The organism is Streptococcus pseudopneumoniae (genome assembly GCF_038148955.1).
Lineage (GTDB): Bacteria > Bacillota > Bacilli > Lactobacillales > Streptococcaceae > Streptococcus > Streptococcus pseudopneumoniae_T.
Genome location: NZ_JBBJZY010000001.1, coordinates 55,378 through 76,505 on the forward strand (window position 1 = coordinate 55,378; position 21,128 = coordinate 76,505).

Sequence of the window (21,128 nt, forward strand, 5' to 3'; positions counted from 1 at the left end):
CACGCCTGGTGTTATTTATTAGATAATTCTTTCCACTTTTGATTCAATCTCCAAAAAATATAAGAAATCTGAATCGCAAAAACTATCAATAAAACACCATCTATTATAACAATCAAAAACATTTCCCAACTGAAAGAACTACCTCCACTGACAAACTTTGAGAAAACCGGTAGTAGAGCTAAAAAGAGAAGCAAAATAGGAAACATCCGCCTCGTTAAAATCCGTTTGAGCATAGCTAACTTCCCGGCCACGTCATTATAAATTTCAAACTCGGCATCCGACTCAATTCCAGAATGAAGTTTTCTAAAGTAGGAAAAACCATTAAAGTCTGTAATATGCTCCCAGCCACAGTCTTTAAATAATTGTAAATAGGAGGCTCTCTCTGATTTTTTCATGGGATAAAAGTCCAACTGATAAGACACTTGCTCAGGGTGACACTTTTCAAAGGTATACTTAACTGCAAACAATAAGATAGAATAGCTTACTTTCCTAAGTTTCCAACCCTTAGCATGCATTTCTCTAAAGTATAGAGCCTCCCTCTCATAATCCGCAATTGTAAAAAGTCGATAAACAACTTTCTTTTCCATCATACTTCCTCCCGACTGTTTCTATAGAGCCGTTTAATACGTTTCAATTCAATATCTAATACTTTGCGTCCCAAGTCTGTTATCTGATAGATTTTACGTTTTTCCTCTTCGCGAACAAAGGAAATCAAACCATCCTTTTCCATCTTTGACAAGGTTCCATACATAGTTCCAGGACTAATCAAGACTTGCGAATCTGTCATCTCCTTGACCTTTTGTGTAATACCATATCCATGATTCTCCTTCTGCAGACAGAACAAGATATAAAAACCTGTTTCCGTCATCGGAAGATAAACTCGACGGATCTTATCCGTTAATTCCATGTATAACCACCTCCTATTCAGTTCGATATATCGCATCTCGTTATATAAAATGTATCACACCTCAATATAAAACACAAGAAAAAAGATCACCCTCAGGCAATCTTTCTTCTATATTAGTATTAGTAAAGGTCTAAATAATTATCAATTTCCCATTGTGAAACGAAGGTTGCATAACTTGCCCATTCGATTCGTTTGGCTTCAAGGAAGCTAGTGTAGATGTGATCTCCGAGAGCTGCTCTGACAACCTCATCCTCTGTTAAAGCCTTCAATGCGTTGTGAAGGGTTGATGGAAGGTCTGTAATTCCAGCTTCTTTACGCTCTTCTGCTGTCATGATGTAGATATTTTCTTCGATAGGAGCTGGTGCTTCGATTTTATTTTCAATACCATGCAAACCAACTTCCAAAAGAACTGCCATAGCAATATATGGGTTTGCCATTGGATCCACCGAACGCAACTCAAGACGAGTTCCCATACCGCGTGAAGCAGGCACGCGCACAAGTGGTGAACGGTTACGACCAGCCCAAGCAATGTAAACAGGCGCTTCATAACCCGGAACCAAACGTTTATATGAGTTAACCGTTGGGTTCATGATGGCAGTATAGTTGTAAGCATGTTTGATCAAACCACCAAGGAAATGGTAGGCCGTTTCTGACAACTGCATTCCTTTTGGATCATTTGGATCAAAGAAGGCGTTATTTCCTTCAGCATCAAACAAGGACATATTACAGTGCATACCTGATCCAGCAATACCAAATTTTGGTTTGGCCATAAAGGTTGCGTAAAGTCCATGTTTGCGAGCAATGGTCTTAACAACAAGTTTAAAGATTTGAATCTTATCACAAGCACGGAGGACTTCATCATATTTAAAGTCAATCTCATGTTGTCCAACCGCAACCTCGTGATGACTTGCTTCTACTTCAAATCCCATTTTGGTCAAGACATTGACAATCTCACGACGTGTATTGTCCGCAAGGTCAGTAGGCGCCAAATCAAAGTAGCCACCCTTGTCATTCACTTCAAGTGTTGGGTCTCCATTTTCATCCAACTTAAATAGGAAGAATTCTGGCTCTGGACCAAGGTTGAAAGATTTGAATCCTACTTCTTCCATGTGACGAAGAGCTCGTTTCAAATTGCCACGAGGGTCACCTGCAAATGGTTCACCTTCTGTTGTATAGACATCACAGATCAAACCTGCAACACTTCCATTTTCATCTCCCCAAGGGAAGACTGTCCATGTATCCAAGTCTGGGTACAAGTACATATCTGACTCATTGATACGTACAAAACCTTCAATAGAAGATCCATCAAACATAGCCTTGTTTGACAAGACTTTATCTAACTGTTCATCTGTAGCAGGAATTTCGACGTTTTTCATGGTTCCCAAAATATCTGAGAACATAAGACGAATAAAGGTAACATTTTTTTCCTTGACTTCACGACGAATATCTGCAGCTGTGATTGGCATGAGTTTTCTCCTTAATGTATGACTACTTGCGGTTACCTAACCGCGACCAAAAGGTGACCGTACTGAAGCAAAGCGACCCTGTTGGAGGAGTTCATTGTGAAGTGCGCGACGCACCTCAGTCTGACTCACCGCTTTCTTGGATTTCGCTTCACGTTCAGCATATTTTTTCTTAATGGCAGCGATATTATAACCTTCAGAGATATAATCTTTGATTTCAAGCAGACGATCCATGTCATTCAAGGAATACATGCGACGGTTCCCTTCGTTTCGATCAGGTTTAATCAACTCTTGATCTTCATAATAACGAATCTGACGCGCCGATAGATCGGTCAACTTCATAACACTGCCGATAGGAAAAACAGCCATATTTCGGCGAAATTCTTTTTCCTTCATTTACAATTTCCTTCTTTCTGTCTATTATAGTCTAAAAAAAGACAAACGTCAATTGATAATGTTATAAAATGTAACATTATTTTTCTTTTTTCTCTAAAAAGAGTCGAATACGGTCAATATCGTAATTTACGAGGATTGCGACAAAAACCCCCATAAAAGTTTCTGATACACGCGCAAACACGTACAAAATTGTTTCACCACTCGGAATCGATAGGGTAATGATTAACATAGCCGCTACACCACCAATAACCCCTGCTTTGTTATTCATGGCTACATTTGTCATAATGGTTAACATGGTGCAGATTGGGACAACAACTAAGGTCACCCAAAAAGCTTCGTGGAAAAAGGTATTTAATAGGAAGAAGACTAGGGCATAGAGGCCACCGATACTATTTCCTAGAATACGCGAAGTCCCAAAATGAACACTCTTATCAAAACTCTCCCTCAGGCTAAAAACGGCTGTCAAAGCACCGATTTGAAGACCTTTCCAGCCAAAAAAGCCAAAAATCAAGAGAACTAGAAAAACAGCAATACCTGTTTTAAAGGTTCGCATACCAAGTTTGAACTGGGATTTATCGAATTTATATTTTTTAAAATAACTCATAATCTCAACTTTCTATTTCCATTTTATCATAATTTGGGTGATTTTATGAGGAATAGTTGAGAGGAAGCGTTTTTATTTTCAGTAAAAGAAAAGAGGAACTTTCATCCCTCTCTTCTTTGATTCATTTAGTTAATCTTATTTTTCTGTCAAGGCTGCAAGTCCTGGAAGAACTTTACCTTCAAGAAGTTCCATTGATGCTCCACCACCAGTAGAGATCCATGAGAACTTGTCTGCACGTCCAAGGTTGATTGCTGCGGCAGCTGAGTCACCACCACCGATGATTGATTTAACGCCTGGTTGTTTCACGATAGCGTCCATCACACCGATTGTACCAGCTTGGAAGTCTGGGTTTTCAAATACACCCATAGGTCCATTCCATACAACTGTTTTGGCACCAGTCAAAGCTTCATCAAATTTAGCGATAGATTTTGGACCGATGTCAAGACCAAGGAAGCCTTCAGAAACTGCTTCACCTTCAGTGTCACGCACTTCAGTGTAGCCAGCAAATGCGTTAGCTTCTTTTGAGTCAACTGGCAAGATCAATTTACCGTTTGCTTTTTCAAGAAGAGCTTTCGCAACATCCAATTTGTCTTCTTCTACAAGTGAGTTACCGATTTCGATACCTTGTGCTTTGTAGAATGTGTAAGTCATACCACCACCGATAAGGACTTTATCAGCTTTTTCAAGCAAGTTTTCGATAACACCAATCTTGTCAGATACTTTTGAACCACCAAGGATCGCTACGAATGGACGTTCTGGAGTTTCAACTGCTTCTTGGATGTAGGCAATTTCGTTTTCAAGAAGGAAACCAGCAACTGCTTTTTCAACGTTTGCTGAGATACCAACGTTAGATGCGTGTGCACGGTGAGCTGTACCGAATGCATCGTTTACGAAGATACCATCTCCAAGTGATGCCCAGTATTTACCAAGTTCAGGATCGTTTTTAGATTCTTTTTTGCCGTCAACATCTTCGTAACGAGTGTTTTCAACCAAGAGAACTTGTCCATCTTCAAGAGCGTTGATAGCTGCTTCCAATTCAGCACCACGAGTGACACCTGGGAACACAACATCTTGACCAAGTTTTGCTGCCAAGTCTGCTGCTACAGGAGCAAGTGATTTACCAGCTTTATCAGCTTCTTCTTTCACACGTCCAAGGTGAGAGAAAAGAATTGCACGTCCACCTTGTTCGATGATGTACTTAATAGTTGGAAGAGCTGCTGTGATACGGTTGTCGTTAGTGATTACGCCATCTTTCAATGGTACGTTGAAGTCAACACGAACGAGGACTTTTTTACCTTTCAAGTCAACGTCTTTAACAGTAAGTTTTGCCATGTTACAAAAACCCCTTTATTTATTTTATTCGAAACTATTATATCACACTTTGGAAATATAAGGAAAGATTTCACAAGATTTTTCGATATTTAATCTTTGTGGCATGTTAGAGTAGATTATTTTTTCTTTTTCTCACGAATTTTCTTTCTAAAATCTTAGCTTAACACTTGTTAGATTTACTTTTATCCTTTAAAATAGAATAGGAGATATTCCGTTATTATTTTTCGGAGGAAAAAGAAATGTCCATCAATTGGCAGGAAATTTTATTTCACTTTTTAGGTGGTCTGGGACTATTCTTGTATAGTATCAAGACCATGGGAGACGGTTTGCAACAAGCTGCTGGAGATCGCCTTCGTTTTTACATTGACAAATATACTAGTAATCCTTTCTTTGGAGTTCTGGTTGGTATTGGGATGACTGCTCTAATTCAGTCTAGTTCTGGTGTAACAGTTATCACAGTCGGCCTGGTCAGTGCCGGTCTCCTAACCTTACGTCAGGCTATCGGGATTGTCATGGGGGCTAATATTGGGACAACAGTCACATCCTTTCTTATTGGGTTTAAACTAGGTGACTATGCCCTGCCTATGCTCTTTATCGGTGCTGTCTGCCTCTTCTTTACAAAAAATCGTACAGTCAATAATATCGGACGCATCCTCTTTGGTGTCGGTGGTATCTTTTTTGCCCTCAATCTCATGAGCGGCGCAATGGCTCCACTCAAGGATTTACAGGTCTTTAAGGACTATATGATTGAGCTAAGTAAAAATCCTGTTTTGGGTGTCTTTGTCGGTACCGGCTTGACCTTACTGATTCAAGCTTCCTCGGCTACCATCGGGATTTTACAAAACCTCTACGCCAGCAATCTCATTGACCTGCAAGGAGCTTTGCCAGTTCTATTTGGTGACAATATCGGGACAACCATTACAGCCATCATTGCCTCTTTAGGTGCTAATATTGCAGCTAAACGGGTAGCAGGAGCTCATGTTGCCTTCAACGTTATCGGAACAGTCGTCTGCGTTATTTTTCTAGTTCCTTTTACAGCCCTGATTCATTGGTTTGAATCTACGCTAAATCTAGCACCGGAAATGACCATCGCCTTTGCTCACGGAACCTTTAATATTACCAACACCATTGTCCAATTTCCATTTATCGGAGCTCTGGCTTACTTTGTAACCAAGATTATTCCTGGAGAGGACGAGGTTGTCAAATATGAACCCTTATATCTTGATGAGCATTTCATCAAACAAGCCCCATCTATCGCTCTCGGAAATGCTAAGAAAGAGCTCTTGCACTTAGGAAACTACGCTGCTAAAGCCTTTGACCTTTCCTATAAGTATATCATTGACTTGGATGAAAAAGTTGCTGAAAAAGGGCATAAAACCGAAGAAGCCATTAACACCATCGATGAGCAATTAACACGTTATCTCATTGCCCTTTCAAGCGAAGCTCTCAGTCAAAAAGAAAGCGAAGTGCTCACCAATATCCTTGATTCCTCCCGTGATTTGGAACGGATTGGAGACCACGCGGAGGCTCTACTCAATCTGACTGACTATCTTCAACGGAAAAATGTTGAATTTTCTGATGCCGCCTTGAAAGAATTAGAGGAAGTTTACCGTCAAACTAGTGACTTTATCAAAGATGCTCTGTACAGTGTGGAAAACAATGATATTGAAAAAGCACGCAGTCTTGTAGAACGCCATGAAGCAATCAATAAGATAGAACGTGTTCTCAGAAAAACTCACATCAAACGCCTCAACAAGGGCGAATGTTCAACACAAGCTGGGGTCAACTTTATCGACATCATCTCACACTACACTCGTGTATCAGACCACGCTATGAACCTTGCTGAAAAGGTTTTTGCAGAACAAATCTAAGAACCAAGAAGCTATCCATCATAATTGGATGGCTTTTTACTTTTTCCTAAGCAAGACTAGGCTGAATGAAACTGAAAGAGCATTCTGCAGATATAGTGGATTAAATTAAAAAAGTATAGTGTATTGAATCTATAACAGTACACCTTGACTGCTAAAATATTTCTATAAATTGATTTGGCTTTCCGAATTTAATTTGTTCAGATTTTATTTCATTTCAATATACTGATAAATCCATTCACTAGCACAGGGCAAGAGGGAGTCGCTATTGATTTCAAGGGTAGCAGGTACACACAGAGGACGCCTAACTCAGATATACTGCAATATCCATCGTATGCAAAAAAACCTCTGAGATTGTTCTCAAAGGTTCTGATTTTGCTAATTGCTGTTCTCAACTGCTGCAGTAATAAAGGCAGTGTAGAGTTCTTCTGGACGATTTGGACGGCTTGACAGTTCAGGGTGATACTGACACGCTACAAAGAATTTATTTTCAGGAATTTCCACGATTTCGACCAAACGATTGTCTGGAGAAACTCCTGAAAAGACAAAGCCTGCTGCCTCAAACTGCTCACGGAAGGCATTGTTAAACTCATAGCGGTGACGGTGACGGCGTTGCACCACTTCTTGATTGTGATAAGCAGCCGCTGCCTTAGAGCCACGTTTCAACTTAGATGGATAAAGTCCCAAACGAAGGGTTCCCCCCATATCCTCAACGTCAATCTGATCACGCATGATATCAATGATAGGGTATTTTGTTTCTGGTGCAAGCTCTGCAGAATTGGCACCTTCAAGACCCAAAACGTGACGAGCAAACTCGATACATGTCAACTGCATTCCCAAGCAGACTCCCAACATTGGAACATCATTCTCACGCGCATAGCGGATAGCTTGGATTTTCCCTTCCGTACCACGTTGACCGAAACCACCTGGCACGATGATTCCGTCCGCATCAGACAAAAGCTCTACCACATTCTCTGCTGTCACATCATTGGCATTGATCCAATTGATTTTAACTTCTGCGTCATTGGCATAACCAGAGTGTTTCAAGGCTTCAACCACAGAAATGTAGGCATCTTGCAATTCCACATACTTACCGACAAGGGAAATTTTAACTTGTTTCTTGAGGTTCATGACCTTATCCACCATGGCTGACCATTCTGTCATATCCGCTACTGGTGCGTCTAATTTCAAATGATCACAAACAATTTGGTCCATACCTTGTGTCTGCAAGTTCAGTGGAATTTGGTAGAGATGCTCAACATCCAATGATTCGATGACAGCTTCTGGTGCCACATCACAGAACTGGGCTAGTTTGTTTTTAATTCCTTGACCAGCTGGCTCTTCTGTACGAATAACCAACATATTTGGCTGGATTCCCAATCCACGCAATTCTTTTACAGAGTGTTGAGTTGGTTTGGTCTTCATTTCACCAGCAGCCTTGAGGTAAGGAAGGAGGGTTGTATGGATGTACATGACATTATCCGCCCCCACATCTGCCTTCATCTGACGAAGGGCCTCTAGGAATGGCAAGGACTCGATATCCCCAACAGTTCCACCGACCTCTGTGATAATGACATCAGAGTCAGTCGTTAGAGCGGCACGCTTGATTTTTTCTTTTAAAGCATCTGTGATATGAGGAATAACCTGAACAGTTGCCCCAAGGTATTCTCCACGGCGTTCCTTACGAAGAACTTCACTATAAATTTTACCAGTTGTCACGTTGGAATATTTGTTAAGATTGATATCGATGAAACGTTCATAGTGACCCAAGTCCAAATCTGTCTCAGCTCCGTCATCTGTCACAAAAACTTCCCCGTGCTGGTAAGGACTCATAGTTCCCGGATCAATATTGATATAAGGGTCAAACTTTTGAATGGTTACTTTGAGACCACGATTTTTCAAGAGACGGCCTAGACTCGCTGCAACAATCCCTTTCCCAATAGACGATACCACACCACCAGTTACAAAAATATATTTCGTAGACATAGATTCCTCTTTCTAAAATGCTCAAGGCCTTGTTAACTACGAGGGGAGATAGAAAACAAGACCCTACTAATAAGAATAATCTGGGACAACTGCACCAGATTCACAACTAATACTCTTCGAAAATCTCTTCAAACCGCGTCAACGTCGCCTTGCCGTAGATATGTGTTCCTGACTTTGTCAGTCTTATCTACAATCTCAAAACAGTGTTTTGAGCAACCTGCGGCTAGTTTGCTCTTTGATTTTCATTGAGTATAAAACACAAGAAGATAACTTCTTGAAAAAAACAAAAATAGCTCCCTAAGAACTAGGGAGCCCCGACCTCTAAAAGAGGTGCCCGAACAATATGATACCTAAAAATAGGATAATTGTCAATAGCTAACTCTTATTCCTCGCTGTTTTCAGCATCATCTTCTGAGAACTCGTCATCTTCCTCGTTGAGATCCACGTCTTCACCCAAGTCATCAGGAGCGATTTCGTTGATTTCTGCATCATAAGCTTCCACTTCGTTTTTCTCATCATCTGGATTTTCATCATCGTATGAAAGAGCAGGATCTGCTTCGTATGCATCTTCGTCTTCTGGATCATCCGCATTGTAGTCAATGGCATCTGAATCACCATCCATGAAGGCATTGACACGTTTTTTCTTAGCTTTTGGTGCTACTTCATCGTCGTCATTTTCTTCAAGAGCGATAATTTCTTCGTCGATTTCGTCCACACCATACCATGAACGAAGACCCCATTTGTTGTCTCCAAGTGAGATGAAGCTACCGTCAAAGTTCAACTCTGTGTAGAACAAAGGCAAAGCTTCGCGGATATCGCTGTTTGATGTTCCAAGGTAGTTTTGAATTTCGTTTACAAGATCGCTAAAATGCATCTCATGATCGCGACCACGAAGTTCCAAGATAGCACGCGCTACCTCAATCATAGATAGTTCACTTTTTTCTTGCCCAGCAAATACTTCTAATTCCAAAGCGTTTCTCCTCATTTATACTACTATCGCCAGAGCGAACAGACTCTGACCTCATTTTATCATTTACTCTTTATTTTACGATAATTTTGCAGAATAGTCAAAGGTTAAGGGGGAGAAAGTGACAGGATTAGATTATTTTCAATATAAAACTCATTCCTTTTTCTGTTGCTCCATTTTCCACAAATCCAAGCGACTTGAAACACCTCCTAGAAGCATGATTGTAGGTGTAGATTTCCCTGACTCTCAATTCTTTCCATCCTTTTACTCGAGCCAATTCAATCAAAGCACTTAGAATCTTTTTTCCAAGTCCTCGATGTTGGTAAGCGGAATTCCCAATCACAATGGGGAGATTATCCTGAGATAGTGTAACATCCCCAATTGGAAACCATTCTCCCTTCTCCTTGACTTCAATCCAAAAAAGCTCTCCATGCTTATCCAAATAAGAATACATAGCTTCCAGGGTCGCTGGACTATAAGGTCTCTTCACCCCATCTACGAGGTAAACCAAGTTCACATCCTGATACCAAGCAAAAGCTTCTTCACAATGATTGACCTTATCATAAGGAACAAGACGCAGTGCATTATCTATTTGTAAAATCCGTTTCATCTGCTTTCCTTTTCAACAAAAGAGTTGCTGCTTGGTTAAAACCATCACACCAGTTATACCATTTTGCTTCATACTCATCTTGAGCTAAGATATGATTTTTTAAATCCAGAACAGAGTAAATTTTTCTTTCTTCGCAGGCTTGCGCATAGAGATGATATAGTTCATCACCGCCGTCTCTATCAAACTCAGCAGAAATCGTATCCCGACCTGCCAATAAAGCCTGATAAGTCCTGTGATGCCCATCTGTAATCAACAAGCAATTTCCAAAGGCAAGAATACTAATTGGATCAACATTGTTTAGTTCTACAGACTGATAAAGCATCTGAATATCTTGCAACTTCTTTTCTGATAAATATAGTTGAGTCGGATGGAGATCTTTTATATTGACTTTCATTTCTTTCTCCTCAAGGGAATTTGATACTCACTTCTGCTTACCTTTAAATCGCCATTGGAAGCGGATCTTGTCATAGAAGGGAAATTCGATAAACAGAACTCCCAAACCCAGACAGAGACTGGCAAGGACATCTGATGGATAATGCACTCCCACCCAAAAAGAGACAGTAGTTCATACTACTATTACTCTATTTTCATTGCTTTCACAATTGATAAGGCAGTCAATACAAAAATAAAAAGTGGAATCACTGTGATTTTTAGGTTTGTAGCACTTGCTAAGGCAACGATGAGCATGCTAAGAATTCCTGGTACAACAACATTGAATACTCCAAGCACTGACTGGATGGTTCCCATGACTTCTTCTGGAACCATCGAGAATACAAGGTTGAAAATCCGAGGCCCCATCATTCCTACTGCAACTGCGCATAAGAAGACAACTACCAATAAAAGGAGGAAATGATTGGTCAACCAAGAAAAGAGAATACAGAGATGCATAATTTCTTCAAAGTAGACAATCATTTTTATGGGAATATTTTTTAGGATACCTCCACTCAAAAAACTTCCCACAATCGTTCCTGAAAAAATAACCACTGACAATGCTGCAATGGATTTCCCAGTGTCAAAGAAGATAAATGGATGATGAATCAACATCAAAGTCGTTAAAGGGGTAATAATGCTTAAAATCACTTGGTTCATAGCTGCAATGAATATTAATTTGATAATTGCTGGAAAACTTGACAATATCTTCATTGAATGGAGGAAATGCTCTCCAAAAGATTTTGCGGTTAATCTTTTACCAACCTCCATCTGTCCCTCAATATCTCTCAAAGAAGTACGAATAAACACCACACCCAACAGTGCAAAAAGAAAGGTCAAAGCATTCAAACCTACAAATATCTTAAGACTGATAACCCCAATCAAAACTCCACCTATAAGGTTGCTGAGAATATTAACTACGCCAGCAGTTGCCTGTCTAAACCCCATAGCATCTGTCATATCATCTCCGATAATCCTCACATACAAAGGAGAAATCATAGCACCTGCAAAATAACTCATGGTATCTGATAAAAGATTGATTCCGCAAATAAGGAGAACCATCCCCATAGAGAAGTTCTTATCCGCTACAAACAGTGTCAATAGAGTATAAAGCAGAAACTTACTTGCCAATATAGCAATATATTTTGCAACACGATTTTTTTGAAAATCGGCAATAACACCTGTGAACAACTGAGAAATCTGTGGCAAAGTCTCCGAAACTGTTATACAAAGAACAGCTAATGAAGCAAATTTATATTCCGATACATACGAAATAAAGGAAATATAAAACAGCGTATCACCAAATGACGAAACCCATTGATTAATCAGCAACATTCGATAACTTTTATTGGTCAAAAAAGTATTCATTGGTTTGCCTCCTTCTTCAGTTCAAAAGGAAATTGAAATCCTAACAGTGCCCAATATATTCCCAAAGTTCCAATACCAAAATCAAAATAATCGTAATTTCGATTCTCACTTTGAAAAACAAGAAGTTCATCATACTTTCTAAAAGACTTAGTAAGAAGCAACTGAACTATATCATTCTTATCTTTATATCCAAATACATACGCATAAGTTTGTAACAGACTAGCAATGCCATGGCAATAACATGTTTCCATACTCAGGTGGTGGTTAAGAATCACCACTCTAGCCTCCGAAATTAACTTGGAGTATTTTAGAGGTTCGACCAAACAAAGATATAGAATCAATCCTGATAGTCCATCACACCAAGATAGCTCTAAATTATTATAGCTATTTTTATTTTTCAAAATTTCTTGTGACAATATTTTTGCAATTTCTTCTGTAAAAATACTTATTATGGAATCATATTTCTTACTATCAAATAAAATTTTATATTCATTCAAAACATATGCTATTCCTGCTTTTCCATGAGCAAAACTATAATCAAACAAGGAATTATATTGTGAAAAATCCTTACCGATTTCCTCTTCAAGTTCAGAAATTGCAGTATGGATAAATTCTTCGAGATAGGCGGTTTCTTCCAACTCATAATACCTCATAAGAGATAGCAAAACACCTGCCTTTCCTAAAACAAAATCCTGCTTACCAATGTTGTCATAATCTAACAATATCTCATTTACTAGACTAGTAGCTTTATTTTTATAAAAAATATCACCTGTTCTTTCAAACAATAATATTAAAGCCCATAAAAATCCTGACACACCAAAATACAATGAATTTTGATACAGATAACTCTTGCTACCTCTTGTTATTTCTATCTTTTGAACCCATTGCTTAACTAACTTCAGTTCAGAAGACGATAAACATTGAGTAACAAATATTATATAACCAGACAGTCCGTGCTGAAAAGATATCGGGTTAACAAATTCTCCAAATTCATTTGAAGGTAAAAGACGACCTGTGCTATCAATATTTTGTGATAAAATAAAATGTGCTACTTTCTCAGATTCCTTTTTAAAATCATAACAACTAACATTAAAATCCACCTCTGACATATCAATATTCAAAATTTCAATTTCATTAATTTTCTTTATTATATTAGTAGATTCTTTCGCTTCACTTAAATTCAACAGATAAATCAACCAGTAATACACACTCTCTGATATATATTCCATATTTTTAGCGATTCGTAACGCTTGTTTTATTTTATCAATACAACTAATATCGTATAGATTGTCTCCCGACGAAAAAACTAATGTTCTACCAACCAAAATAGCAAAACTAGTCATGGCTACAGCAAAATAATCTTGATTAATCGAACTCTCAGATAGGTCATTATCTGGATTTACCATAAAAGGGGTTTTTACATATCGTCGTACATCTTTTATCAGAGATACATTCTCTAAATCTATTAAAAATATAGAACCATCTTCTCTATAAATAAAATTTGTAGGCGATAAGTCTACAATCTTATATCCTAAACTATGAATAGAATTAACAATTGATATTAAATTATCTATTAATTTTAATTTTGTTCTATAAGAAAACCTTTCTTCCCCAATTAAATCAAAATAACTATATCCTTCAATAAAACTTTGAACAACAAAATAGTCTCCATCAACTTCAAACTCATCTATAAAGTTTGCCGTATAAAGCTGAGAATCTAATGTCTTCAACATATTAACTTCATTTTTTATCTCATCGATAGCAAAATGCTTCCCCTCAACATCGTTGCTGACAAAAGGGCGCACTTGTTTCACAATAACTTTTTCCCCAGTATCTTTCTTTTTAGCTCTATATACATTCCCTCTGTTAGATTTTTTTAATATTATTTCAAATTTATAGTTATTTATTAAATGATTCTCAGGTATTTTCCCTATCTCTCCAAATAACTCCTGCTTCTCTTCTGGAGTAAAAAGATCCTCCTTCCAATCAGGTATCACAGGAAAATTTTTACGAACATCTTCTACCCAATTCCCCTCCTCGTTTTTCAACAAATAAATAATTTTGTGATTTTTTTCATCATATTCTTGTATTTTTTTAAATGAACCAAATCTATAGTGCAGTGGTGAATATTTTCCACATTGAAAATCAGACAATATTCTTGGAGAAAAATATATAGCAAGTTTCTCACGTAACGCTAATATTATTTCACGAGCTTGCTTGTCATTTGCAGGATAAATTGCCATAAATTTATTGGCTATAGGTGACGTTTCTCGTGGAGAGTTAATCTTTTTTAAACTTTCAATATCCTTAACAACTTTAAATGAACATTCAATTTCGCGTAAAAAAGATGCTACTAGTGTAAAGATACTAACCGCATCTTTCATTTGTGAACTTATGTGAATTTTCCATCCCGAATCTGATAAATTCTTATTATAGCTAAAATAAACCCAGTCAGAAGAAACATACTTAACTTTAGAATCAAATTGTTGTATTGAATTCTCAAGAACATCCATTAATTACTCCTCGTATATAAAGAAGGAGAAGTAGACTAACCCACCTCTCCTATATAATTAAACTATCTTAAACTATCTTAAACTTTCGTAAATAATCTACAATTGATTAAATACATGAAAGCACCTGTTAAACTTGAACTTCTTAAAAATGAACTGTCAAACTATAAAGAATTATGAAATATTTTATATGCAGACATCAACATTTCAATAAGAAGAGGTTCTAAAAGCATTTAAGACTAACCGACTGTAACCGAGCATGTAAAGTCACATAATCTTTCTACTTGCGTAGGAAGAGGTGCAACTGGTAACATCTCAAGATTTGACAATGTTTCCATGGTAATTCTCCCAATTTTATTTAGAATTCTTTTTCCGGAAAGGAAAATTCTATAAAGCCTTTATAAATATAGTTAAAAAGTTTTTTAGATAAATCTCACAAGCAAAACTTCAACATCCAGATAAATGAAGTCTCAATACACTAATACAACACTTAAGGGCTAAATCCTCCATCAGAATCTGATTTATTTTTGAAAGTAAAACTCAATCCTGTTTATGAAGCGATATATTGGATATCTTTAAAGTGAAATTCCATATGCTGGTCCTGGATCAACTCCTCTAGTTGTTACAGATAAAGAACCACTTAACACATTAAATAGAAATAGAAGCAATAAAGCAATTAATATACATCGCTTGACAACTTGGGATCTTTTCATCTTCTAAACCTCCTTAACTATTGATGGTATTCTAACACATCAATTTTAGTTTGTCAATAGTTTTATATCATTTTCTTATTTTTTTAGAAATATGGATTAAAGTTATCTAAAAATACAAATCTTTTTCTTAATCTTCACTTTCCAATAATTTCATTTCCTTCTCAATTTCCAGCATCATTCTCTGGTTGTCTTCATGCTTGTAAAGCTGGTAAGATACTTGATAAAAACCTAGTATCCTATCCTTTTCAGCAAAGCCCACGCTTATATTTCCCAATAAACAATACAAATCTGCTAATCGATAACTGCTATTATATCTTTTACAAATAGCTATTGTTGCTGTAATCTCTTCTATAGCTTCAGATGTTCGTTCATTCAACCACAAATATCTACAATAGTTATATCGGAATTTAATCATCAGTTCTAATTGTTCCAAATGATGGACAGATAATGACTGGATGTTCTCTTTTAAAAGTTGATAGAGCTCCTGATATGTGTCTTCCTGCCCCATATCAAAATAAAAATTAGCCAAGGTATTTCCCAGTTGTAGATAGTAAAAATCAGATTTTTTCAGAGATAACAGTATTTTTTCCAATTTCGCAACTGCCTCTGTTTGATGATTTAGATAACGGAATTGAACTAACGTATCAATCCAGTCTAAATAAATCTGGTCTTTAGCAGATAAACGAGCACGTTTAGATTTTTCAAGTTCATAAATGTATTTGAGAGATTCATATTCCCTCTCATCCAAAAACTTCTTAGATAGTTCTTTAAACTTGTCAATATTTTCTAAACTAGAAACCTCAGTCTCTTCAAAGAAATAATTCATACTCACCTTCAATCGCTTAGATAGCTGAAAGAGTAATTCTGACCCGGGTGAGTATTTACCTTGCTCCATACGGCTAATCTGTCCTTGCTCACAAATCCCCTCAGCCAATTCCTTTTGAGATAATTTTAATTCCTTTCTCTTATTTTTTAAGCGTGTCGCTAACAACATATCCACACTTTCTTCCTCCTTGCTTTATGTATTAAAGTATATCAAGTTCCAAAACATGTTTCAAGTATATATTTTATGTCCTTCTGTTTGTATTTATATAATCTTTTATCTTTTTCATCACTTCTGCTTGCCTTTAAATCGCCATTGGAAGCGGAGCTTGTCATAGAAGGGAAACTCGATAAACAAGACTCCCAAGCCGACACAGAGACTGGCAAGGACGTCTGATGGGTAGTGAACTCCTAGATAGACCCTTGATACCAGCACACTGACTAGGTAGATACCAAGGACGATTTGCACGATTTTTCTCCAAACTGGATTTTTAATCCGTTGACTGAGAATGATAATTAAAGTTCCTACCATCAGCGTCACTGCTAGAGAATGCCCACTTGGAAAGGAAAATCCTTTCTCCTCTACCAGATGTAAGATAGCTGGGCGTGGGCGCTGGTAGATGTTTTTAAAGGTCAGGATTAAAAGACCTGCCAAAGCCAGATTTCCCAGCATGAAGAAACTTTCTATCTTCCATCTCTTACGATAAAAGACAAAGGCTGTAATGACCACCCAAGTGATAATCACCGGAATATCAATCAAGCGTGTGATGGCTCGAAAAAGAATAGTCAAGTAATCTGGCAAGTCTCCTCGAATGGTAGTCTGAATCGATTGGTCAAAATTGATCAACATTTCAGGATAAAATTTGACCATATAGCCAAGAATAACGAAAAGTAAAAGGGCAAAACTGCCCTTCATTAAAAATGTTTGTTTATCTTTCATAATGTTTTAAGGTTGGTTTCAAGAGAACATACAACAACCAGAATGAAACGGAAAAGATTACACCCTCAATCAAGTTAAAAGGCAATACCATAGTCATTAGGTAGTTGGAAAGTCCCAAAATTTTTCCAATATCAAAGTTAGCAAACTTAGCGTACAAAGGAACAGCGTAAACATAGTTGAGAACCAACATAGCCACGGTCAAGCCAATAGTTCCAGCTAGAGAGCCTAGTAGGAAACGAAGGGGTGTCCGTTCCTTTTTCCAAATCAAAGCAAATACGATGACAAAAACTCCCAAAGCTACGATATTCATTGGCAAACCAATGTAAGTATTCACTCCCTGACTGTTAAGAAGCAATTTCAAGAGTGAGCGAAGCAAGAGAACTCCTAGAGCAGCAGGCAAATCCATGACCACCAGACCCACAAGGACTGGCAAGATACTAAATTCGATCTTGAGGAAGGATGCCGCTGGTAGAAGCGGAAAGTCAAAGTACATCAGCACAAATGAGATGGCTGATAGAATCGCAATGGTCGAAAGTCGACGTGTGTTTGTCATAACAGGTTCCTCCAATTTTCTATAAAATCAGAAGAAGTTAGAAAGGATTCCTCTATCTATTCTCACTTTTTATATCCCAAAAGTTCCCTCTCACTTTATCAAAGCAAACTAAAGCAAGCGGTTACAATTCGACTATAAATCTATAAGAACAGACAAAGCCATTCTTTCGTCTTCTCCCATCCAGACTATACTGTCGGTTGTGGAATCTCACCACATCAGCTTGCGCTCGCGGACTTATTTGGCTAAGATATTTTAGATTTATCTAGGCGTCACAGTCGAAGATAATACTTAAAGTATATCGAGACAAGACAACAACGAGAAAACTAAAATAGATAATCAAATTTACCGCCGGTCGGGAATCTCACCCTGCCCTGAAGACTCTTTTATCATAACAAAAAACGCTTGCAAGCGCAAGCATTTTGTTCATTTTCATTTTTTATTTCAATTTATCCACTTCATAGGTATGAACAAGCTCAAGACCTGCAAAGTTCTGCTGGCGGAGAGCCTCATAGACAATCATGCAGACGGTATTAGACACATTAAGACTGCGGACGTGTTCATCGTTCATAGGAATACGGAGAGCCTTCTCAGGATGTTCTCGCATAAAGTCCTCAGGTAAGCCCTTATCTTCACGCCCAAAAAGAAAATAATGGTCCTCATCAGTCGATAAATCCACCTCAGAATAGACTTTTTCCGCGAATTTTGAAATCAGATAGAGTTTTCCCTTCATCTGAGACAGGAAATCCTCTAAACTGTCGTAAAAATAAATCTCTAGCTTATCCCAATAATCCAATCCAGCCCGCTTCATCTTGCGATCATCAATAGGAAAGCCCATAGGCTTGATGATGTGGAGGGGAGAATTGGTCGCAGCGCAAGTACGCGCGATATTGCCTGTATTTTGTGGAATTTGAGGTTCAAATAATACAATGTGATTTGTCATGACTTGCTTCCTTTCACCATTGCAAAAAAATAGCCACACTGCCCGGAGTCAAGCTCAGCAAACAGCGTGGTTAAGGCATCGTTAACTTACCTCACAACAGGTTTGAAGTAAATCAGCGAAACTACTTTCTTAGTATAACACTTTCAGAATCATTGTCAATAGAAACGACTTGATTTTTTCAATTTTTTCAAGCTATTTCCAAGGGTTGTAAAATCGTCCCTGATTCTGCAAGATAAGTAGTAAACTAGCTACTAAAAACACAGCTGCCAAGAGCAAGGTAAGATAGTCTCCTTTTTTCAAGGCCTGATAACTATACCAAGTGCGTTTTTTCTCTTTTCCAAAGCGACGAAGCTCCATGGCTGTAGCGATGGTATCAATGCGTTCTAACGAGCTAAAAATCAAGGGAGTAATAATGCGCAGATTGCCTTTGATTCGTTGCATAAGAGAAGCTTTCTTGGATAATTCCATCCCACGCGCCTCCTGAGACATCTTGATGGTAAAGAATTCTTCCTGCAAATCTGGAATATAACGCAAGGTCAGACTGACAGAATAGGCAATCTTATAAGGTACACCAATTTGATTTAAACTGGATGCAAACTGACTAGGATGAGTTGTCATCAAAAAGATAATAGCCAGAGGAATGGTGCAAAGATACTTAATGGCCAAATTTAGCAGATAAAAGAGCTCCTGGCTGGTTAGGGTATAGGCACCGATTCCCTGCCAAATCATACTTCTCTCTCCGTAAAGTCCAACCCCATACTCGGGAGAAAAGAGATAGACCATCAAGACGTTTAAAACGGCAAATACCGTCGCAAAAACGGCTACAAAGGAAACATCTTTAAAACGGATTTCTGACAGATAGAGGAGAAAGACCGAAAAGATGGCAATCAGAACAAGCAGTCTGGTATCATAGCTAATCATGGCCGCCAATGACACGAGAATGAAAAAGAGAAGTTTCCCAGCTCCTGACAAGCGATGAATCACAGTATCTCTATGCTGGTAACCAATTAATTTAGCTTGCATCCTTCTCTCCTTTCTTTGTAAAATGCCGTTAAAGCAAGTGGATCCACATCTAGTTTCTTGGCCAAGTTGAAGATAGAGGTCTCTTTTAGATTGGCTTTTACTAACAACTCAGGATTGCTCAACAGACTAGCTGGATCAGTATCGGCAATCAATTCCCCATCCACCATGACAAGAGCTCGGTCTGAATAATCCAGCATCAATTGCATATCATGAGTAATCATGACAATGGTATGCCCTTTTTGATGCAACTCTTCAAGAAATTCCATAATCTCAGTATAGTTCTTCTGGTCTTGACCCGCAGTCGGCTCATCTAGGAGGATAATTTCAGCTCCCAAAACCAAAATCGATGCAATAGTGACACGTTTTTTCTGTCCAAACGAAAGGGCAGAAATGGGCCAATTACGGAATTCATAAAGTCCACAGATTTTCAAGGTTTCATAGACTTTCGTTTCAATTTCCTTCTCGTCCACACCTCGCAAACGAAGTCCCAAAGCCACCTCATCAAAAATCATATTGGTTGAAATCATTTGATTGGGATTTTGCAACACATAGCCTACTCGTTCCGCCCGCTCTGCAACAGAATCTCCTTTGATATCCTGTTCGTCCCAAAGATAGCGGCCTTCCGTCTGAATAAAAGCACTTAAAGCCTTGGCTAGGGTTGATTTCCCTGCTCCATTTTTTCCGACAATGGCAATCTTTTCACCCTTTTTAATATCTAAATGTAGGGATTTTAAAATCGGTCTATCATCATAAGAAAAAGACAGATCCTCTAATTTAAAGAGTGACTGCAAATCTGGTGTCTCTTTTACCAGTTCCGTCCGCAACTGAACCTGGCCTTTTGAGATAGACATGTTATCCAGATTTGCTAACTGTTCTTCCTTGACTAAATCCACACCTAATTGACGGAGAGTGGTTAGATAAAGGGGTTCCCGAATTCCATTTTGTATCAATAAATCAGTCGCTAGTAACTGGTCAGGGCTCCCATTAAAGAGGATACGGCCATCGTTTATCAAGACAATCCGATCGACAGGGCGATGCAGAACATCCTCTAAACGGTGCTCGATAATAAGAGTCGTCGCCCCCTCCTCCTTATGAATCTGGTCAATCAATTCAATAATATCCTGACCTGACTTGGGATCCAGATTGGCGAGTGGTTCATCAAACAAAAGAATCGGACTCTCATCAATCAAGACACCAGCTAGACTAACTCGCTGCTTTTGTCCACCAGACAAATCCTGAGGACGCTGATTCAGTAAAGAAATAAGGTCCAGCTTTTCAGCCCATTTATGAACACGATTTTTCATCTTATCTAGAGCTGTCACATCATTTTCCAGAGCAAAAGCCAAATCCTCTGCTACGGACAAGCCGATAAACTGCCCATCTGTATCCTGCAAAACCGTGCTGACCAGATGAGATTTATCGTAGATGCTCATATCAAAGGCTGCTTGCCCCTTGATCAAAAATTCTCCAGACATCTGCCCCTTGTAAATATTGGGAATAATCCCATTCAAACACTGACCCAAGGTAGACTTACCTGACCCAGATGGGCCAACAATTAAGACTTTCTCTCCTTTATAAATAGTCAAGTCCACTCCTTGCAAGGTCGGTTCTTGTTGTGTTTCATACCGGAAAGAGAAATCCTTCCACTCAATTATAGCTTCTTTCATCTTACTCTCTTCATTCGCTTCTTAGACTTC

19 protein-coding genes, 1 pseudogene and 1 riboswitch are annotated in these 21,128 nt (G+C 38.3%); of the genes and pseudogenes, 1 reads left to right on the plus strand and 19 read right to left on the minus strand.

The genetic code is table 11. The features are described 5' to 3' along the window. Positions 1-11: 11 nt before the first annotated feature. From WKI23_RS00285 to WKI23_RS00310, 6 genes are all read right to left on the minus strand, one after another. Positions 12-590 carry a DUF2812 domain-containing protein gene (locus WKI23_RS00285; protein WP_368078556.1) on the minus strand — a complete coding sequence of 193 codons (579 nt, stop codon included), beginning with the start codon at positions 588-590 and terminating at the stop codon, positions 12-14. Next, positions 587-907 carry a PadR family transcriptional regulator gene (locus tag WKI23_RS00290; protein WP_368078557.1) on the minus strand — a complete coding sequence of 107 codons (321 nt, stop codon included), beginning with the start codon at positions 905-907 and terminating at the stop codon, positions 587-589. Before WKI23_RS00290 ends, WKI23_RS00285 begins: the two co-directional genes overlap by 4 nt. 119 nt (positions 908-1,026) lie before the next feature. Beyond that, on the minus strand, positions 1,027-2,373 hold the full coding sequence (gene glnA / locus WKI23_RS00295) for a type I glutamate--ammonia ligase (protein ID WP_261010469.1): 1,347 nt from the start codon (positions 2,371-2,373) through the stop codon (positions 1,027-1,029). Between the two features lie 36 nt (positions 2,374-2,409). Continuing rightward, a complete protein-coding gene (glnR, locus tag WKI23_RS00300; RefSeq protein ID WP_000659548.1) occupies positions 2,410-2,766 on the minus strand; it encodes a transcriptional repressor GlnR in 357 nt (118 codons plus the stop codon). Between the two features lie 76 nt (positions 2,767-2,842). Continuing rightward, positions 2,843-3,370: an FUSC family protein gene (locus WKI23_RS00305; protein ID WP_000119915.1), complete on the minus strand. Its 528-nt coding sequence runs from the start codon at positions 3,368-3,370 to the stop codon at positions 2,843-2,845. Between the two features lie 135 nt (positions 3,371-3,505). Further along, a complete protein-coding gene (locus tag WKI23_RS00310) occupies positions 3,506-4,702 on the minus strand; it encodes a phosphoglycerate kinase (RefSeq protein ID WP_001096743.1) in 1,197 nt (398 codons plus the stop codon). Positions 4,703-4,941: 239 nt separating this feature from the next. Here WKI23_RS00310 and WKI23_RS00315 point away from each other — a divergent pair, with 239 nt between their 5' ends. Next, entirely contained in the window at positions 4,942-6,573 is a 1,632-nt protein-coding gene (locus tag WKI23_RS00315; RefSeq protein ID WP_173307089.1) for a Na/Pi cotransporter family protein, read from the plus strand. 375 nt (positions 6,574-6,948) lie between these two features. Here WKI23_RS00315 and WKI23_RS00320 read toward each other — a convergent pair whose 3' ends face one another. From WKI23_RS00320 to WKI23_RS00380, 13 genes and pseudogenes are all read right to left on the minus strand, one after another. Beyond that, complete coding sequence (locus WKI23_RS00320; RefSeq protein WP_368078558.1) at positions 6,949-8,556, minus strand: CTP synthase; 1,608 nt, start codon at positions 8,554-8,556, stop codon at positions 6,949-6,951. A 382-nt stretch (positions 8,557-8,938) separates the two neighbouring features. Continuing rightward, positions 8,939-9,526 (minus strand): DNA-directed RNA polymerase subunit delta, encoded by a 588-nt coding sequence (gene rpoE, locus WKI23_RS00325; protein ID WP_172928049.1) that lies wholly within the window; start codon positions 9,524-9,526, stop codon positions 8,939-8,941. A 127-nt stretch (positions 9,527-9,653) separates the two neighbouring features. Beyond that, a complete protein-coding gene (locus WKI23_RS00330) occupies positions 9,654-10,103 on the minus strand; it encodes a GNAT family N-acetyltransferase (protein ID WP_172928072.1) in 450 nt (149 codons plus the stop codon). Between the two features lie 4 nt (positions 10,104-10,107). Beyond that, positions 10,108-10,527 (minus strand): chromosome partitioning protein ParB, encoded by a 420-nt coding sequence (locus WKI23_RS00335; protein ID WP_368078559.1) that lies wholly within the window; start codon positions 10,525-10,527, stop codon positions 10,108-10,110. A 27-nt stretch (positions 10,528-10,554) separates the two neighbouring features. Beyond that, positions 10,555-10,683: pseudogene (locus WKI23_RS00340) on the minus strand (phosphatase PAP2 family protein); the annotation flags it as partial. Positions 10,684-10,709: 26 nt separating this feature from the next. Then, positions 10,710-11,930, minus strand: a complete 1,221-nt coding sequence (locus tag WKI23_RS00345; RefSeq protein ID WP_368078560.1) for an MFS transporter — start codon at positions 11,928-11,930, stop codon at positions 10,710-10,712. Continuing rightward, positions 11,927-14,443 (minus strand): lanthionine synthetase LanC family protein, encoded by a 2,517-nt coding sequence (locus tag WKI23_RS00350; RefSeq protein WP_078726115.1) that lies wholly within the window; start codon positions 14,441-14,443, stop codon positions 11,927-11,929. Before WKI23_RS00350 ends, WKI23_RS00345 begins: the two co-directional genes overlap by 4 nt. 837 nt (positions 14,444-15,280) lie before the next feature. After that, on the minus strand, positions 15,281-16,153 hold the full coding sequence (locus WKI23_RS00355) for a helix-turn-helix domain-containing protein (RefSeq protein ID WP_078748231.1): 873 nt from the start codon (positions 16,151-16,153) through the stop codon (positions 15,281-15,283). 111 nt (positions 16,154-16,264) lie between these two features. Beyond that, positions 16,265-16,915 carry a phosphatase PAP2 family protein gene (locus WKI23_RS00360; protein ID WP_368078561.1) on the minus strand — a complete coding sequence of 217 codons (651 nt, stop codon included), beginning with the start codon at positions 16,913-16,915 and terminating at the stop codon, positions 16,265-16,267. Next, positions 16,905-17,468 carry an ECF transporter S component gene (locus WKI23_RS00365; protein ID WP_216729940.1) on the minus strand — a complete coding sequence of 188 codons (564 nt, stop codon included), beginning with the start codon at positions 17,466-17,468 and terminating at the stop codon, positions 16,905-16,907. Before WKI23_RS00365 ends, WKI23_RS00360 begins: the two co-directional genes overlap by 11 nt. Before the next feature lie 164 nt (positions 17,469-17,632). Next, positions 17,633-17,851: riboswitch (FMN riboswitch) on the minus strand. Between the two features lie 53 nt (positions 17,852-17,904). Beyond that, positions 17,905-18,408, minus strand: a complete 504-nt coding sequence (locus WKI23_RS00370; RefSeq protein ID WP_368078562.1) for a tRNA (cytidine(34)-2'-O)-methyltransferase — start codon at positions 18,406-18,408, stop codon at positions 17,905-17,907. Between the two features lie 192 nt (positions 18,409-18,600). After that, entirely contained in the window at positions 18,601-19,431 is an 831-nt protein-coding gene (locus WKI23_RS00375) for an energy-coupling factor transporter transmembrane component T (RefSeq protein ID WP_368078563.1), read from the minus strand. Continuing rightward, the gene (locus WKI23_RS00380; RefSeq protein ID WP_368078564.1) at positions 19,416-21,098 is read right to left on the minus strand and encodes an ABC transporter ATP-binding protein; all 1,683 of its coding nucleotides are present in this window, start codon (positions 21,096-21,098) and stop codon (positions 19,416-19,418) included. The genes WKI23_RS00375 and WKI23_RS00380 overlap by 16 nt, the downstream gene beginning before the upstream one ends. Positions 21,099-21,128: the final 30 nt, after the last annotated feature.

Excerpts from the sequence above, each read along its gene's own strand:
- WKI23_RS00285 (WP_368078556.1), bottom strand. The coding sequence starts at position 590 with ATGATGGAAAAGAAAGTTGTTTATCGACTTTTTACAATTGCGGATTAT.
- WKI23_RS00290 (WP_368078557.1), bottom strand. The coding sequence starts at position 907 with ATGGAATTAACGGATAAGATCCGTCGAGTTTATCTTCCGATGACGGAA.
- glnA (WP_261010469.1), bottom strand. The coding sequence starts at position 2,373 with ATGCCAATCACAGCTGCAGATATTCGTCGTGAAGTCAAGGAAAAAAAT.
- glnR (WP_000659548.1), bottom strand. The coding sequence starts at position 2,766 with ATGAAGGAAAAAGAATTTCGCCGAAATATGGCTGTTTTTCCTATCGGC.
- WKI23_RS00305 (WP_000119915.1), bottom strand. The coding sequence starts at position 3,370 with ATGAGTTATTTTAAAAAATATAAATTCGATAAATCCCAGTTCAAACTT.
- WKI23_RS00310 (WP_001096743.1), bottom strand. The coding sequence starts at position 4,702 with ATGGCAAAACTTACTGTTAAAGACGTTGACTTGAAAGGTAAAAAAGTC.
- WKI23_RS00315 (WP_173307089.1), top strand. The coding sequence starts at position 4,942 with ATGTCCATCAATTGGCAGGAAATTTTATTTCACTTTTTAGGTGGTCTG.
- WKI23_RS00320 (WP_368078558.1), bottom strand. The coding sequence starts at position 8,556 with ATGTCTACGAAATATATTTTTGTAACTGGTGGTGTGGTATCGTCTATT.
- WKI23_RS00335 (WP_368078559.1), bottom strand. The coding sequence starts at position 10,527 with ATGAAAGTCAATATAAAAGATCTCCATCCGACTCAACTATATTTATCA.
- WKI23_RS00345 (WP_368078560.1), bottom strand. The coding sequence starts at position 11,930 with ATGAATACTTTTTTGACCAATAAAAGTTATCGAATGTTGCTGATTAAT.
- WKI23_RS00350 (WP_078726115.1), bottom strand. The coding sequence starts at position 14,443 with ATGGATGTTCTTGAGAATTCAATACAACAATTTGATTCTAAAGTTAAG.
- WKI23_RS00360 (WP_368078561.1), bottom strand. The coding sequence starts at position 16,915 with ATGAAAGATAAACAAACATTTTTAATGAAGGGCAGTTTTGCCCTTTTA.
- WKI23_RS00365 (WP_216729940.1), bottom strand. The coding sequence starts at position 17,468 with ATGACAAACACACGTCGACTTTCGACCATTGCGATTCTATCAGCCATC.
- WKI23_RS00370 (WP_368078562.1), bottom strand. The coding sequence starts at position 18,408 with ATGACAAATCACATTGTATTATTTGAACCTCAAATTCCACAAAATACA.
- WKI23_RS00375 (WP_368078563.1), bottom strand. The coding sequence starts at position 19,431 with ATGCAAGCTAAATTAATTGGTTACCAGCATAGAGATACTGTGATTCAT.
- WKI23_RS00380 (WP_368078564.1), bottom strand. The coding sequence starts at position 21,098 with ATGAAAGAAGCTATAATTGAGTGGAAGGATTTCTCTTTCCGGTATGAA.